This is a genomic window from Cellulomonas sp. PhB150 (assembly GCF_003755175.1).
Classification (GTDB): Bacteria; Actinomycetota; Actinomycetes; order Actinomycetales; family Cellulomonadaceae; genus Cellulomonas.
On the sequence record NZ_RKHX01000001.1, the window covers coordinates 962281 to 977742 of the forward strand.

Annotated in this window: 12 protein-coding genes; 2 read left to right on the plus strand and 10 right to left on the minus strand. The window is 72.5% G+C overall.

From position 1 onward, the window contains the following. Positions 1–167 precede the first annotated feature (167 nt). Positions 168–1454: a Glu/Leu/Phe/Val dehydrogenase gene (locus tag EDF34_RS04535; protein WP_123370119.1), complete on the plus strand. Its 1287-nt coding sequence runs from the start codon at positions 168–170 to the stop codon at positions 1452–1454. 108 nt (positions 1455–1562) lie between these two features. Here the strand turns inward: EDF34_RS04535 and EDF34_RS17975 are convergent, their stop codons facing one another. The 9 genes from EDF34_RS17975 to EDF34_RS04580 form a co-directional block, all read right to left on the minus strand. Continuing rightward, positions 1563–4544 carry a glycosyl hydrolase gene (locus EDF34_RS17975; RefSeq protein WP_123370120.1) on the minus strand — a complete coding sequence of 994 codons (2982 nt, stop codon included), beginning with the start codon at positions 4542–4544 and terminating at the stop codon, positions 1563–1565. 203 nt (positions 4545–4747) lie between these two features. After that, the gene (locus EDF34_RS04545) at positions 4748–5155 is read right to left on the minus strand and encodes an META domain-containing protein (RefSeq protein ID WP_123370121.1); all 408 of its coding nucleotides are present in this window, start codon (positions 5153–5155) and stop codon (positions 4748–4750) included. A gap of 66 nt (positions 5156–5221) precedes the next feature. Beyond that, positions 5222–5917: a hydrogen peroxide-dependent heme synthase gene (gene hemQ / locus EDF34_RS04550; protein WP_123370122.1), complete on the minus strand. Its 696-nt coding sequence runs from the start codon at positions 5915–5917 to the stop codon at positions 5222–5224. 12 nt (positions 5918–5929) lie between these two features. Then, on the minus strand, positions 5930–7099 hold the full coding sequence (locus EDF34_RS04555) for a ferrochelatase (protein ID WP_123370123.1): 1170 nt from the start codon (positions 7097–7099) through the stop codon (positions 5930–5932). Between the two features lie 97 nt (positions 7100–7196). Continuing rightward, a complete protein-coding gene (locus tag EDF34_RS04560) occupies positions 7197–8198 on the minus strand; it encodes a carbohydrate ABC transporter permease (protein ID WP_370450024.1) in 1002 nt (333 codons plus the stop codon). Continuing rightward, complete coding sequence (locus EDF34_RS04565) at positions 8195–9154, minus strand: carbohydrate ABC transporter permease (protein ID WP_199737629.1); 960 nt, start codon at positions 9152–9154, stop codon at positions 8195–8197. Before EDF34_RS04565 ends, EDF34_RS04560 begins: the two co-directional genes overlap by 4 nt. Positions 9155–9239: 85 nt before the next feature. After that, entirely contained in the window at positions 9240–10655 is a 1416-nt protein-coding gene (locus EDF34_RS04570) for an ABC transporter substrate-binding protein (RefSeq protein ID WP_123370124.1), read from the minus strand. A 148-nt stretch (positions 10656–10803) separates the two neighbouring features. Then, positions 10804–12444, minus strand: coding sequence for a glycoside hydrolase family 13 protein (locus EDF34_RS04575; RefSeq protein WP_199737630.1), 1641 nt, complete (start codon positions 12442–12444; stop codon positions 10804–10806). A 389-nt stretch (positions 12445–12833) separates the two neighbouring features. Then, complete coding sequence (locus EDF34_RS04580; protein WP_370450025.1) at positions 12834–13862, minus strand: LacI family DNA-binding transcriptional regulator; 1029 nt, start codon at positions 13860–13862, stop codon at positions 12834–12836. 259 nt (positions 13863–14121) lie between these two features. On the opposite strand from EDF34_RS04580, the gene EDF34_RS04585 reads away from it, so the two are divergent. After that, positions 14122–14934 carry a serine/threonine-protein kinase gene (locus EDF34_RS04585; RefSeq protein WP_233575250.1) on the plus strand — a complete coding sequence of 271 codons (813 nt, stop codon included), beginning with the start codon at positions 14122–14124 and terminating at the stop codon, positions 14932–14934. 2 nt (positions 14935–14936) lie between these two features. Here the strand turns inward: EDF34_RS04585 and EDF34_RS04590 are convergent, their stop codons facing one another. Then, complete coding sequence (locus tag EDF34_RS04590; protein WP_233575176.1) at positions 14937–15446, minus strand: flavodoxin domain-containing protein; 510 nt, start codon at positions 15444–15446, stop codon at positions 14937–14939. Positions 15447–15462: the final 16 nt, after the last annotated feature.

Below are 15462 nucleotides of genomic sequence, written 5' to 3' on the forward strand. Positions count from 1 at the left end.
ACAGGCACGCGTCCGGCAGGCGCGCGGCGCACCGCGGCGCGTGCCTGCCTCGTGCGCGCCGCGTCGCGGTGGCAAGGTGGAGGCGCGGCGCGGGAGCACCGCGGTCGGCGACGAGGCCGACCACCTGTGCCGGTCACGAGCCGGCCGCACGTCCGGGAAGGACATCCATGCCTGACGAAGACCGCACGACGCCCGCCACCACCCCCGGCACGGCGACCGCACCCCTCGAGACGGCGCAGGCGCAGCTCTCGTCCGCCGTCGAGATCCTCGGCTACGACGAGGGCCTGCACCAGATGCTGGCGACCCCGCGGCGCGAGATGAACGTCGCCGTCCCGCTGCGGCGCGACGACGGCTCGATCGAGCTGTTCCGCGGCTACCGGGTGCAGCACAACATCTCCCGCGGACCCGGCAAGGGCGGCCTGCGCTACTCGGCCGGCGTCGACGTCGACGAGGTCCGCGCGCTGGCGATGTGGATGACGTGGAAGTGCGCCGTCGTCGACGTCCCCTACGGCGGCGCGAAGGGCGGCGTCACGATCGACCCCGCCGACTACAGCACCACCGAGCTCGAGCGCGTGACCCGGCGGTACACGAGCGAGATCATGCCGATCATCGGCCCGGAGCGGGACATCATGGCGCCCGACATCGGCACCAACGAGCAGACCATGGCGTGGGTCATGGACACCTACTCGGTGAACATGGGCTACACGGTCACCGCCGTCACCACCGGCAAGCCGTTGACCGTCGGCGGCTCGCTCGGCCGGGCGACCGCCACGTCACGCGGCGTCGTGCACGCCGCCGCGGCAGCCCTCGCGGAGGCCGGCGTGCGGCTCGACGAGGTGTCCGCCGCGGTGCAGGGCTTCGGCAAGGTCGGCTCGCACGCGGCACGGTTCCTGCACGAGGCCGGCACGAAGGTCGTGGCGGTCAGCGACGAGCACGGCGGCATCCAGTCGTCCGACGGGCTCGACGTCCCCGCCCTGCTCGCGCACGTCGCCGAGGGCGGGCACGTCTCGGACTTCGAGGGGGGCTCGCCGGTGAGCAACTCGGAGCTGCTGGCGCTGGACGTCGACGTGCTCGTGCCCGCGGCGGTGGAGGGAGTGCTCGACGCCGAGACCGCTGCGCGGGTCAAGGCCCGCTGGGTCGTCGAGGGCGCCAACGGGCCGACGACGACGGAGGGCGACCGCGTGCTCGCGGAGCGCGGCATCGTCGTCGTGCCCGACATCCTCGCCAACGCGGGCGGCGTGATCGTGTCCTACTTCGAGTGGGTCCAGGCCAACCAGGCCTACTGGTGGACCGAGCAGGAGATCGCCGAGCGGCTCGAGCAGCGCATGGCCGCGTCGTTCAACGCGGTCTCGACCGTCTCCCGCCGCGAGCAGATCACCATGCGCGACGCGGCGCTGATCATCGGCGTCCGCCGTGTCGCCGAGGCCCACCAGATCCGCGGGCTCTACCCCTGACGAACCCCTCGGTCGTTGCGCACGCCCTGGCCCCCACCAGCGTGCGCAACGACCCGGGCGGCCGGCCCGCCGCAGCGCGGGCCGGCCCGTCAGGTGGTCGCAGCGCCGTCAGCGGGTCAGCGGCAGGTGCAGCACCGACGTGCGTGCGTCGAGGCTGGTCGACTGGCTGCCGATCGCGTTCCAGACAGCCACCCGCACCGTGCCGCGGGTCAGGGCGCCCAGCGTGCCCGACGAGCGCACGAGGCCGACCGCCTCCGTGTAGTGCTCGTCGCCGGGCACCGGGTCCGTGGCGAAGTAGCGGTACACCTCGGTGCGGTCCCAGGTGCCGTCGCCCGTGAGGTCGTAGGCGATCGAGACGCGAGTGCCGCTGCCGACAGCCATGCCCGCGTCGACCGCCAGGTCGAACCGTGCCGGCTGCCCCGTCGCCGCCGCGGTCACGCCGCGCAGCGTGAACACCCGTGCGTCGGACGGCTCCTCGAGGTTGTCCCCCAGCCCCGTCGAGCGCGGGATCGCGATCCGGGCCGCCGGCGGTGCCGTCGGGGTCAGCACCCCGGACGGGTCGAGGTAGAGGGACCCGAGCGAGGTCGGGGTCGTGGGAGTCGGTGTGGGTGTGGGCGTGGGCGTCGGCGTCGGAGTCGGCGTGGGGGTCACGGTCGGCGTCGGAGTCGGCGTCGGCGTGGGAGTCGGGGTCGGAGTCGGCCCGCCGCCCCCCGGGCCGCCGGGCGCACTGCCCCCGGACCAGGTCTGCGCCCCGACGGCGACCGTCTTCCCGGCCGGTACGGGCACGACGCGCCCGTCGCTGAAGGTCACGGTGATCGCCGCCGACGTCACGTTCGCCGCCACGTACGTCCGCGCGCCGGAGCGCGTGAACACGGCCGCGAGCGGATGGTCGGCGTGCACGCTCGCGTCGAGCGTGCCGAGCGCCGCGAGGTTGGCGATCCAGTGCCGCGTGTGCGCGCGCGACTCGCCCTCCTCGACCGCGTACCCCGGGTTCGCGTCGAGCTTCACGAGCGCCGCGGCGGGGTCGCCGAGCGCCAGGTAGCTCCACAGGATGTCCTGCCAGACGCCGGGCTCCCCGCCGTTGGCCGTCACCAGCTCGGCGTAGTTGGCGCGCACGTCCGCGGGCCGCAGGCCCAGGTACAGGTGCGCACCCGTGATGGGCAGCGTGTTGATGCCCTGGATCATCTCGGGCTCGCCGCTGAACCACGTCGCGTAGGCGCCGCCGTCGCCCCAGATCATGCCGACGGTCGAGTGGCCGAAGCCGGCAGGGATCGCCTGCGCCCCGTCGAACCAGTAGTCCTGGATCGCGGCGGCCTGCGTCGCGTAGAGGTACGCACCCGCGTCCCGCGCGGCCTGGTCACCGGTCGCCTCGCCCCACAGGAGCAGGGCGCCGGCGTAGTTCATGCCCTCCGAGCTCGACTCCTGGTTGTTGCCCGCGAGGAAGCCGCCGTGGCCCGAGGCCCAGTCGTGGCCGGCGTACACGTCGAAGTCGCGCAGGTACGGGAAGAGCGTGTCCGTCCGGTCGTAGCCGTTCGCGTCGCGGATGAGCAGCTTCACCATGCCGCCGTACTTCTGCGCCCACTGCGGGTCGAACCGCGCAAGGGTGGCGGCCGCCGCCACGAAGTACCCGTAGTGGAAGTGGTGGTCGTTGAGGTCCTCGTCGGACCCGTAGGACGCGGGGTAGCCGATCAGGGTCCCCCACCGGCGGTCGTAGGCGAAGACCTGCGCGGTCTTGCCCGGCGTCGCGGTGAACCAGTCGGTCAGGGCGGTGCGGACGCCCGCGAGGAGCCGGTCGCGCAGGTCGGTGCGGCCGAGCTGGTCGGCGATCTCCGCGAGCCGGGTCGCCTTGCCGAGCGCCTTGCCCGTCCAGTACGTGTCCGTCGACGGGATCGGCAGCGCCTCCGCCGTCGCCGCCTCCAGCAGGCCGACCAGCTGGGTCCGCGCGGACCCGGACCCCGTCGCCACCGCAGGCACCTCGGGCAGCACCCCGGTGAACGGCGTGCTCGTGGTGAACGCCTGCACGCCCGCGTACGCGGTCATCGCACCGCGCGGCGAGACGTAGGTCGCGGCCACCTTCGTGCCGCCGGTCGCCGTCACGTACTGCTGCTGGTGCGGGTACAGCGCGACCACGCTGCGACGCTCGGTGCCCTGGCGTGCCACGGTCGTCAGCGCGTACGTCGTGCGGACCACCGCGTTCGCCTCGTCGTACACGTAGGTGGCCTTCGTGCCCGTGACCTCGGCGAACGCGTACGGCTGGTACGCCTGGGCCGCAGCGGTGCGCGCGGCGTCGGAGGCCGACGAGGGGGTCGGCAGCGCCACGACGGACAGGAAGCCCGAGCCCGCGAGCGACGAGGTCGCCCGCGTCGAGGTCGTCGACCACGTGCTGCCGGTCGGCGCGAACGCGGCGTAGTCGTGGCCGTTCGCGGTGAAGCCGATCGCGCCGCCGGAGCGCCACCACAGGGTGAGCCCCTGCGACGCGGTCAGGACGGCGTCGCCGCCCGTGAGGTGGTACCAGCTGAACGGCAGCCCGTGCCCGATCGTCGCGCGCAGGCTCTTGCCGTCGCCCTCCCAGGCGGGCGTCACGGTCCAGTCGCTCCAGCCGGCGACCTTCACCACGGGCGCGTCGAGCCCGCTCACGCCGACGACGACGTCCTCGGCGTACGGGTAGTGGAACTCGCCGATGCCACCGGACGTGCCGCTGAGCACCGCGGTGCGTGGCGTCGACAGGCCCAGCCCGGCGGCCGTCGGCTGGTAGGCGACCGGGTGCGCGTACAAGGGAGCGCTCGTGCGGCACTCCCACTTCTTGAACAGGAGCGAGGACCACCAGTCGTTCGTCGGCAGCGCACCGGTGGGCGCGTCCGCCGTCAAGGACGACCGCGGGTCGGTCTCGACCGCGGGGCAGCCCTTCGGCGTCGCGCCGGGCGGCGTGCCGAGGTAGGACCCGCTCCCGACGGGGTTGACGCCCGCGCCCGGGTCGGCGGCACCGGCCGGTACCGCGAGCGCGCCGAGCAGGACCACCGAGGCCACGGCGGCGACGAGGCCACGACCCCGACGGCTCCTGCCGTCGGGAGAAATGAGGTGCGATGACATGGGTGGAGCCCCCGGTCCTGTCATGCGCTCGGCCGACCCCTGCAGCAGGACCGAGCGCCCGGCGGGTGCGTCGTTGCGCCCGCCCGGGGGCGCGCCGGTCTGACCCAGTCCCTGTCGGCTGACAGACCCCTAGGAGCGCTCCCACGGTCTAATCCATCACCCTTTCGGGTGAAGGGCAAGCGCTGGAGCGCCGCGTCCTCGGATCAGTTTCGCGGCGTCGTCCGGCGGAGCTCGACCGAGCCACCGTCGCTCGCGAGCAGGTCGACGATGGCCGGCCTCCCGGCCGCCGACGCCGCCGGGTCGAGCATCGGGTCGGCGCTGCTGGCCGCCGCCCCGTCCGCGGTGTGCAGCGTCAACGGGGCCGCCAGGAGCCCGTGGAGCGCGCTCTCGAGCGCCATCGCCTGGGGCGGGCCAGCCATCATCGTCGACGCCAGCGGCCCGAACGTCAGGACGTCTCCGTCGACCGACCACGTGCCGCGGACACGGTTCACGCCGGACATCCCGAACACCTGGCCGTCGCCGTCGAACGTCAGCCACGGCCCGTGCTGCTCACCCGAAGGCACCGTCACCCCCGACACCGCGGTCACCGTCCAGGTCCCCACGAGTCTCATCACGAGGACGATCCTGGCACCGGCCGCCGACCCGCGCCGGGCGGACGGCCGATGTCACCCGGCGGGTCAGCCGCGCGGCTGCTTCTCCGCCCAGGCCGCCAGCTCCACCCGAGGACCGGTGTAGAACGGCACCTCCTCGCGGACGTGCAGGCGGGCGTCGGTGGCGCGCAGGTCACGCATGAGGTCGACGATCCGGTACAGCTCGCCGGCCTCGAACGCGAGGATCCACTCGTAGTCACCGAGCGCGAAGGCCGAGACGGTGTTGGCGCGCACGTCGGCGTAGTCCCGGGCGGCCTGGCCGTGCTCGACGAGCATGCGGCGTCGGTCGTCCTCGGGCAGCACGTACCAGTCGTACGACCGCACGAACGGGTACACGCAGATGTAGTCCCCCGCGGGCTCGCCCGCGAGGAACGCCGGCACGTGGGCCCGGTTGAACTCCGCCGGACGGTGCAGGCCGACGACCGACCACACGGGCAGCAGGTACCGGCCCAGCGCGCTGGCCCGCAGCCGCTGGTAGGCGCCCTGCACCTCCTCGATCGTCTCGGCGTGCCACCAGACCATGAGGTCGGCGTCAGCCCGCAGGCCCGCGACGTCGTACCAGCCGCGCACGACGAGGCCGTCGCGCTCGACGGACCGCAGCGCCTCGGCGATGAGCTGCGCGCGCTCCGAGTCGTCCTCGGGGAGGACGTCCTCGAGGGAGAAGACGGTCCACATGGTGTAGCGGACGGTCGCGTTGAGTGCTTCGGCGTTCGGGTGGCTCACGGGGGGATCCTCTCAGGACAGCGCGTCGGTCGAGCAGGCCGCCGGCACGCCGGACGCGACGCCGTCCTGGCGCCGGCAGCAGCCGGGCGCGCAGATGCTGCGCCACGCGGGCAGGTCACCGGTGGTGGCCGCAGCGGGCGCCGCCTCCCCGGAGTCGATGGCGCGTGCGAGGGCGGCGCGCTCCAGGACGAGGTCCACCAGCCCGGAGACGAATGCGGCCCGCACGCCGACGGTGTCGGCGCGCACGGCAGTCAGACCCAGCCGGGCCGCCGTCTCGAGGGCCTCGGTGTCGAGGTCGAACGCGACCTCCATGTGGTCGGAGATGAAGCCGATCGGCGAGATCACCACGGCCGTCGTCCCCGCGGCGGAGAGCGCCTCGAGGTGGTCGTTCACGTCGGGCTCGAGCCACGGCTGGCTCGGCGGGCCGGAGCGCGAGCAGTAGGCGAGGTCCCACTCGACGGCGTGCCCGACGCGCTCGGCGACCTGGCCGGCCACCTCGGCCGCGACCGACAGGTGCTGCGCGCTGTAGGTCGCGCCGCTGACCGCCGAGGCGGCCTCCATCGTGTCCGGGATGGAGTGCGTGACGAAGACGATCCGGGCGCCGTCGGGCACCTGCGCGTACGCCTCGGTCACGGCGTCGACGTTCGCGGCGACGAAGCCGGGGTGGTTGAAGTACGAGCGGACCTTGTCGATGACGAGGGGGTGCTCGGTCTCGCCCAGGTCGGAGGCCAGCGCGTCGAGCGAGGACCAGAAGTCCTCGCGGTACTGCCGGCACCCCGAGTACGACGAGTACGCGCTCGTGACCAGCGCGAGCACACGCCGAGCCCCGTCCGCGTGCGCGGCCGCGAGCGCGTCACGCGTGTACGGCGTCCAGTTGCGGTTGCCCCACACGACCGGCAGGTCGACGCCCCGGCGCTCCAGCTCCTGGACGAGCGCGCGCTGCAGGGCGAGGTTCTGGGCGTTGATCGGGCTCGCGCCACCGAAGTGGTGGTAGTGCTCGGCGACCTCGGCGAGCCGCTCGTCGGGGATCCCCTTGCCGGCGGTGACGTTGCGCAGGAACGGGAGCACGTCGTCGGGGCCGTCGGGTCCTCCGAAGGAGGCGAGCATGAGGGCGTCGTACGGTGCGGTCAGGGTGTGTGGGGGCACGGATCGATCATCGCACCCGGCCCCGGGTGCCCTCATCCCGAGCGACGTGATCTTGACCCGACAGCGCGTCAGCAACACGCACGAGCGCCCGGGACGACGAGGACCGTCCCGGGCGCGCGCTGTGGATGGACGGTCAGCCCTTGACGGCTCCACCCAGTCCGGCCCCGCGCAGGAACATGCGCTGGAAGATCAGGAACATCGCGATCGGGATCAGCGTCGAGATCGCCAGGGCCGCCATGAGCGTGCCCTTGTCCACGTTGGCCATCGACTGCAGGTAGACCGACAGCGGCTTGACGCTGTCGTCCTTGAGCACGAGGAACGGCCAGAGGAAGTCCTTCCACGACGCGATCACCGCGAACACGGAGACCACGCCGATGATCGGCTTGCTCATGGGCAGCACGATGTGCCAGAAGAGCCGGAACGGCCCGGCGCCGTCCACACGTGCGGCCTCGAAGATCTCCCGCGGGAGCGAGTCGAAGAACCGCGCGACGAGCACCACGTTGAACGCGCTCGCGCCCGCCGGCAGCCACACCGCGAAGAAGCTGTTGATCAGCGAGTCGCCGATCGGCGGGTGCACGATGAGCTTGTAGAGCGGGATCAGCAGGACGACGGCCGGCACGAACAGCGTGGCGAGCACCGCCCAGTTGAGCACCTTCGCCCAGCGGGGGCGCAGCACCGACAGGACGAACCCGCCCGTGGTGGCCACGAGGATCTGGCTGAACCAGGCGCCGAGGGCGAACCACACGGTGTTCATGAAGAACTGGCCGATGTGGTACCGGTTCCAGGCCTGGTCGATGTTCTTCGTCGTCGCCCCGTTCGGGAAGATCGACATCGGGTGGGTCAGGATGTCCTGCGTCGGGGTGAACGCGAACTTGCCGAGCAGCAGCAGCGGCCCGAGGCACCACAGCAGCAGCAGCAGGAGCAGCACGAAGTGCATGCCGCGCCACGAGTACTTGACGCCCGGTCGGCGCCAGTCGGCGGTCGAGAGCGCGCCGCGGTCGGGGTTGTCGGGCGCCGCACGGCGGCGGCGCCGGACCGTGGTCGCGAGCACCGCGCTGGGTGCCGCGGCACCGGCGGAGCCCGGCATCGCGCCGGGGAGGGCGGGGGGCGGGGTGCTTGCGTCAGTGGTGGTCACGACTGGCTCCAGGAACGCGTGATGCGGAAGTACACGAGCGACATGACCGCGAGGAAGGCTGCGAGCAGGAGGCTGAGCGCCGTGGCCTGCCCGAAGTTGTTGCCGAGGTTGGCGAACGCGAGGTTGTAGACCCGCAGCATGATCGTCTCGGTGGCGTGGTTCGGCCCGCCGTTGGTGAAGAGGAAGGGTTCGAGGAACACCTGCGCCGTCCCGATGATCTGCAGGATCAGCGTGATGAACAGGACGCCGCGCAGCTGGGGCATCGTCACGTGCCAGACCTTGCGCCAGACGGAGGCGCCGTCGACCTCGGCCGCGTCGTAGAGCTCGGCGGGCACCGAGATGAGGGCCGCGAGGTAGATGATCACGGTTCCGCCCGCCGCGGCCCACGTCGCCTCGAGCACGAGGGACGGCATGGCCCACGTCGAGTCGGCGAGCCACGGGTACGGCCCGAGCCCGATCCAGCCGAGCACCGTGTTGAACACGCCCTCGGGCCGCGGGTCGTAGAAGAACTTCCACAGCAGCACCGCGACGACCGGGGGCACGACGACGGGCAGGTAGGCCAGCACGGAGTAGAGGCCCTTGCGCTTGCGCAGCTCGCTCATGAGCACCGCGCCGACGAGCGGCACCGGGTAGCCGAAGATCAGGGCCAGCACCGCGAACCAGGCGGTGTTCTTGATGACGGTCGGCAGCAGCGGGTCGGCGAACACCGCGCGGAAGTTGTCGAGCCCGACCCACACGGGGGCGTCGGTCAGGTTGGTCTTCTGCAGGCTCATGATGAAGGCCGAGATGATCGGCCACCACGAGAACGCCCCGAAGATGAACAGGATCGGGATCGCGAACAGCAGCGCGCTGAGTCCGCCCCGGCGCACCCAGGTGACGGGTGAGCGGCGGATCCTCGGGCGCGTGTGCAGGTTGATGGCGGGCGGTGCCGCGGGGACGACGTCGTCCGTGGTCATGTGCTGGTTCTCTTCCCTCTGGTGCGAGTCGGGCAGGGGTGCCGGGCAGGGGCTTCGCGCCCCTGCCCGGCACCGTCCGTCCGGATCAGCCGGCGGCGTCGATCGCCGCCTGGCCGGTCTTGTTCGCCTCGTCGAGCAGCTTGTCGACGTCGGCGTTCTTGTCCGTGATCACGGCCTGCACCACGGGGACCAGCGCGTTGTACAGGTCCTGGACCGAGGCCGAGGCCTCAGGAACCAGCTTCTGCGTGAACATGACGTCCGTGTAGCCCTTCATGTCGTCGAGGGGGACGTTGATGTAGTCCTTGATCCACTCCTGCGACTCCTTGTAGTTCTCCTCGCTGAAGATGGGGAGAACGGGCGTGCCGACGGCCTGGGCCGGGTCGGCCTCGGCGCGGGTCTTCGCGTCGGCGACGGCCTGCGTCTGGTCCTGCAGCTTGGACAGGTACCACCAGTCGATCCACTTGACCGCGGCGTCCTTCTGGGCGTCCGTCGAGTCCTTCGTGACGGCGGCCAGGGTGCCACCCGTCAGCGCGCCGCCACCGTTGTCGGTGGGGATCGCCGTCAGGCCGTAGCCCCAGTCGGCGTCGACGCCGTTGCCCTCGACCAGCGCGTTGTAGACGTCGGAGCCCGACGTGTACATGGCGAGCTCGCCACCGCCGAACGCGGCGTTGATCTCACCCCAGCCGAGGTCGGCGCGGGCGAGCAGCGAGTTGTCCTCCCACCGCAGGGCCTTGAGCCACTCGAGGTGGGCCTTGACCGCGGGGTCGGTGAGCGTGGCGGTGTACTTGCCGTCGCCCGCCGAGGTCTCGATGAGGCCCCCGCGCGAGTTGGCGCCTGCAGCGAGCTGCCAGCCACCCGACGCGTCGAGCGCCATCGTCGCGTAGCCCGCGACGCCGGTCTTGTCGTGGATCGCCTTGGCGTCCTCGCGGACCTGGTCCCACGTCGTCGGCGGCTTGTCGGGGTCGAGCCCCGCCTGGGTGAACAGCTTGCGGTTGTAGTGCAGCGCGACCGCGTAGATCGACTTGGCGGGCACGGCGTAGATCTTGCCGTCCGAGCCCTGGCCGTTGGCGAGCAGCGCCGGGTTGAAGTCGCTGCCGTAGGGCAGGGCCTTCACGTACTGGTCGATGTCGGCCAGCTGGCCGTTCTCGATCAGCGTCTTGCCGTCGGTCAGCGGGATCTCGAACACGTTCGGCAGCGTGCCGCCGGCGAGCTGGGTGGTGAACGTCGAGTTCTTCCACTCGTAGTCCTCGGACTTCACCGTGATGTTCGGGTACTTCTCCTGGAACGAGGTGATGCGGTCCGCGAGCTGCTGCTTGGCGGCGTCGTCGGCGGTGGGGAGCAGGCCGGCGACCGTGATCTCCACGGGCGCGTTCGGGTCGGCGGACGTGGCCGGGCTGCCGCTGTCCGACGTCGTCGGGTCGTCGTCGTTGCTGCACGCCGCCAGCAGGCCGAGGGACATCGTCCCGGCCATGACGAGCGCGGTGGTGCGATTGAACCTCATCGTCACTCCTTCGTGAGGTACGTCCTGACCGGTGCCAGGGCCGTGATGGGGAACTTCTGTGCGGTGGTGCGGGCTGGTGCGGGTCCTGCGAGGTGGTGCTGCCGTCCGTGCCGGGGCTACTGCGGGACGCTCCGGACCGGCCGGCCGCCTAGGGGGTCGTGCGGAGCCACACGGCGGTGTCGCGCGGCAGCTTGCCTGCCACGAGCGGCGCGCTCGCGAGCAGGAGATCGGTGTGCGCCGGCAGGTCCGCCGGCTCGTGGCCCAGGTTGACGACGCACGCGACGTCCCCCCGGGAGAACGCGAGGACGTCGTCGTCGCTGTCGAGCCACGTCATGGGTCCGTCGCCCAGCGACGGCTCGGCGTGCCGGTGGGCCAGCACGTCGCGGTACAGGTGCAGCATCGACGTCGCGTCGGACGACTGCGCCTGCACGGTCAGGTCCGCCCAGTCCGCCGGCTGCGGGAGCCAGGTCGGGTCGGCGCCCTCGGGGCTGAAGCCGTACGGCGCCTGGGTGCCGGCCCACGGCAGGGGCACGCGGCACCCGTCGCGACCCGGGTCGACGCCCTCGGAGCGGAAGTGCATCGGGTCCTGCAGCAGCTCGCGCGGCAGGTCCTCCACCTCGGGCAGCCCGAGCTCGTCGCCCTGGTACAGGTAGAGCGAGCCGGGCAGCGCGGCGGTCAGCAGCGCGGCGGCGCGGGCGCGGCGACGGCCGGCGTCGAGGTCGGTCGGTGTGCCGAAGCGCTTGGCGGTGAAGGCGAAGGAGCTGTCCTCGCGGCCGTACCGCGTCACGGGCCGGGTCACGTCATGGTTGGACAGCACCCAGGTGGCCGGTGCCCCGACGGGTCCGTGCGCCGCGATCGTCATGTCGATCGACTCGCGCAGCTGCTTGGCGTCCCAGGGGCGGGCCATGAAGTCGAAGTTGAAGGCGGTGTGCATCTCGTCGGGGCGCAGGTACTGCGCGAAGCGCGAGCGGTCCTGGAGCCACACCTCGCCGACGAGCACGCGCGTGCCCTCGTAGGAGTCGGCGACCGAGCGCCAGGCCCGGTAGACGTCGTGGATCTCGTCGCGGTCCACGTGCGGGTGCCCGCCGGGGCTGACGTGCTCGGCGTACTCGGGCAGCGTCGCGTCCTTGATGAGCAGGGCCGCGGAGTCGATCCGGATCCCGGCCACGCCGCGGTCGAACCAGAAGCGCAGGACGTCCTCGAACTCGGCGCGCACCTCGGGGTGGTCCCAGTTGAGGTCGGGCTGCTGGGGGGCGAACAGGTGCAGGTACCACTCCCCCGGCGTGCCGTCGGGGTTCGTCGTGCGCGTCCAGGTGTTGCCCTGGAAGTCGGACACCCAGCCCGTCGGGATGACCTCGCCGTGCTCGCCCTTGCCGGGGTGGAACCAGAACCGCTCGCGCTCGGGAGAACCCGGTCCGGCGGCGAGTGCCGCCTGGAACCACGCGTGCTGGTCGGAGACGTGGTTGGGGACGATGTCGATGATCGTGCGGATGCCGAGTGCGAGCGCCTCGTCGACGAGCGCCTCGGCCTCCTCCAGCGTGCCGAACGCCGGGTCGATCGCGCGGTAGTCGGCCACGTCGTAGCCGCCGTCGGCCAGCGGCGACACGTACCAGGGGGTCACCCAGATCGCGTCGACACCGAGGTCACGCAGGTACGGCAGGCGTGCTCGCAGACCCGCCAGGTCGCCCGTGCCGTCGCCGTTGCCGTCGGCGAAGCTGCGGGGGTAGACCTGGTAGATCACGGCGCCGCGCCACCACGTGGGGTCGGTCTCGGGCTGGGCGTGCGCCACGGGGAGCTCGTCTCTCGTGGGCCGACGACGTCGTCGTGGCCGGTGGGTCGATGTCTGCGGCAGGTCCGCCGCCCACTCGTCGTGCACCGTGGCCGGCGCTCGACACCCGAGGACGTCTCTGTCGTGGATGACACTAAAGGACCGAACGAGAAGTACGCAAGAACATGACAGGACAGTTATCGAAGCGTGACCGAACGTCAGGTCGAACGCGATGAGAACCTGTCGGGCGCTGGCGTGACGTGGGACACAGGCGGCACGCTCGAGCCTCCCGGACACGCGATCACCCGGCCGGCCCGGCCCGCAGACGACGAGGCCCGACCGCAGGCTGACGGGCAGCGCGTGCGACCGGGCGGAGGTCGTCGTCGGCAGGCGTCGTGCGCCCGACGAGGTCAGGAGGCGGGCACGGCCACCCGGACGGGGGCGGGGCCGGTCGAGCCGCGCACCACGAGCTCGGGCTCGAACAGGAGCTCCTCCTGCGGCACGGACCCGCCGTTGATCTGGTTGACCAGCAGGTCGATCGCCGCGCGGCCCATCGGCTCGATGGGCTGACGGACGGTGGTCAGCGGCGGCTCGGTGCAGTTCATGAAGGCCGAGTCGTCGTACCCGACGATCGAGATGTCCTCCGGGACGCGCAGGCCCGCCCGCCGGGCGGCGCGGATCGCACCGAGCGCCAGGGGGTCGCTCGCGCAGACGATGCCCGTGACACCCTCCTTGATCAGGCGCGTCGCTGCGGCCTGCCCGCTCTCGAGCGAGTACGCCGACCTCACGACGTGGCGCTCGCCCAGCTCGATGCCGAGGCGCTCGGAGACGATCTTCGCCGCGTGCAGCTTGCGCTCGGACGGCACGTGGTCGTTCGGGCCGAGGACGAGGCCGACGCTCGTGTGGCCCAGCGAGGCGAGGTGCCCGAGCGCCTGCTCGATGGCCACCTCGTCGTCGCACGAGACACGCGGGAACGGCAGGTCCTCGATCGAGGCGTTGATGAGCACGACGGGCAGGTTGCGGCCGGTCAGGCGCTCGTAGTGGCCGTGCACGGCGTCGCGCTGGGCGTAGTTCCCACCGGCGAACACGATCCCCGAGACCTGCTGGCCGAGCAGCAGCTCGACGTAGTCGGCCTCGGACACTCCCCCGGCGGTCTGCGTGCACAGCACCGGGGTGAAGCCCTGCTGCGCCAGCGCCCCTCCGACGACCTCGGCGAACGCGGGGAAGATCGGGTTCTGCAGCTCGGGGAGCACCAGCCCGACGAGGCGGGCGCGCTCGCCGCGGAGCTTGGTCGGGCGCTCGTAGCCGAGCACGTCGAGCGCCGTGAGGACGGCCTCGCGAGTCTGCTCGGAGACGCCCGGCTTGCCGTTCAGCACGCGGCTGACCGTCGCCTCGGAGACTCCGACCTTGCGTGCAACCTCTGCGAGACGCCGTGACATGGCGCTCACTCTACGGGTCATGACTGCAAGTTGCTTGCAGATCGTTGCAAGCGGTTCGCGGGCGCGTCCGCACGGCTCGCACGATTCCACCCGGCCGCGCGCCCGCCTCACCGTGCGCGTCGCGCACGGCTCCCCTACGTTCAGGAGGGAAGAGACGACAGCGAGGGGGATCCCTCCGCGAACGACGGGACATGCCACGGACACCGAGCTCTCGGGGCGACCCGGGCCCGCCACCACGACGCTCGGGCGGCGCTACCGCATCACGTCCCGGCTCGGCGCGGGCGGCTCGGGCGAGGTGTTCCGCGCGATCGACCTCCGCCTCGGCCGACCGGTCGCACTCAAGGTGTTCGCACTGGACGACGCGTCCCCGCAGGACGTGCGCCGGTACGCGCAGGAGGCGCGGGTGCTCGCCGGCCTGCGCCACCCGGGCCTCGTCGCCCTGTTCGACGTCGGCGCGGACCAGGTCCCCGCACTCGGCCCGGTCGCCTACCTCGCCATGGAGCTCATCGAGGGCACCACGCTGCGCGACACGATCGCCCAGGGCGCGCTGCCGGCCGGCGTCACGGCCGAGGTCGGCCACCAGCTGGCGCTCGCGCTGGCCCACGCGCACGCTGCGGGCGTCGTGCACCGGGACGTCAAGCCGTCCAACGTGCTGGTCGCCGAGCCCGACGGCGCTCCCGTGGTGATGGACCAGCCCGTGCTCACCGTCGTGCTCGCCGACTTCGGGATCGCGACCACCCGGACCCGGTCAGGGCCGGCGAACCGCGGCCCGGCGGTCTCGTCGGGCACCGCGTCCTACCACTCGCCCGAGCAGGCGCTCGGGCAGGCCGTCGGACCGGCGTCCGACGTGTACTCGCTCGGCCTGGTGCTGCTCGAGTGCCGCACCGGCTCGCGCACCTACCCGGGCGCGCCGCTCGCGAGCTCGCTCGCGCGGCTGCTCGGTCCGGTGCCGGTCCCGCAGGACCTGGGACGCGACTGGGTGCGGCTGCTGACGGCGATGACCGCGGCGGACGCCGACGACCGACCGCCGCTCACGGCCGTGGCCGCCGAGCTGCGCGCGCTGCGCGGCTGACCTCAGACCGACGCGCGCTCGTCGGCGAGCACGTCCGCGATCTCGGCCGCCCAGCGCTCGATCGCGGGGAAGTCGCGGTGGTCGCCGTCGCGTCCCCGTGCGCCGGCGATGATCGCGCGCTCGGTGAAGCTCAGGACGGACCGGTCCAGCCGGCCGCGAAAGCTGCGGTGCCCGCGCGCGCCGATCGTCGCGCCCAGCGCCGCGATCTCGTGGGGCGAGTTGGCCGCGGCCGCGGGCTGGGTCGCCAGGCCCGACGAGAAGAGCCAGACCGGCCGCGCCGCGAGGGCGTCGCGCTCGCGCGCCACCAGCTCCCGCGCGGCGGGCAGCCAGTGCGCGGTGTAGACCGCCGAGCCGACGACGACCGCGTCGTAGCCCGCGACGTCGGTGACGTCCTCGACGTCGCGCACGTCGACCGCGTTGCCGCGTGCGCGCAGCACCTGCGCGACGGCCTCGCCGATCTCCTGCGTCGCCCCGTGGCGCGACGCCACGGCCACCAGCACCCAAGCTCCCACCGCACACCTCCTGGCC

Bases quoted from the DNA above. Each gene is read 5' to 3' on its own strand.
- EDF34_RS04535 (WP_123370119.1), top strand. From the start codon at position 168: ATGCCTGACGAAGACCGCACGACGCCCGCCACCACCCCCGGCACGGCG.
- EDF34_RS17975 (WP_123370120.1), bottom strand. From the start codon at position 4,544: ATGTCATCGCACCTCATTTCTCCCGACGGCAGGAGCCGTCGGGGTCGT.
- EDF34_RS04545 (WP_123370121.1), bottom strand. From the start codon at position 5,155: ATGAGACTCGTGGGGACCTGGACGGTGACCGCGGTGTCGGGGGTGACG.
- EDF34_RS04555 (WP_123370123.1), bottom strand. From the start codon at position 7,099: ATGAGGGCACCCGGGGCCGGGTGCGATGATCGATCCGTGCCCCCACAC.
- EDF34_RS04565 (WP_199737629.1), bottom strand. From the start codon at position 9,154: ATGACCACGGACGACGTCGTCCCCGCGGCACCGCCCGCCATCAACCTG.
- EDF34_RS04570 (WP_123370124.1), bottom strand. From the start codon at position 10,655: ATGAGGTTCAATCGCACCACCGCGCTCGTCATGGCCGGGACGATGTCC.
- EDF34_RS04580 (WP_370450025.1), bottom strand. From the start codon at position 13,862: ATGTCACGGCGTCTCGCAGAGGTTGCACGCAAGGTCGGAGTCTCCGAG.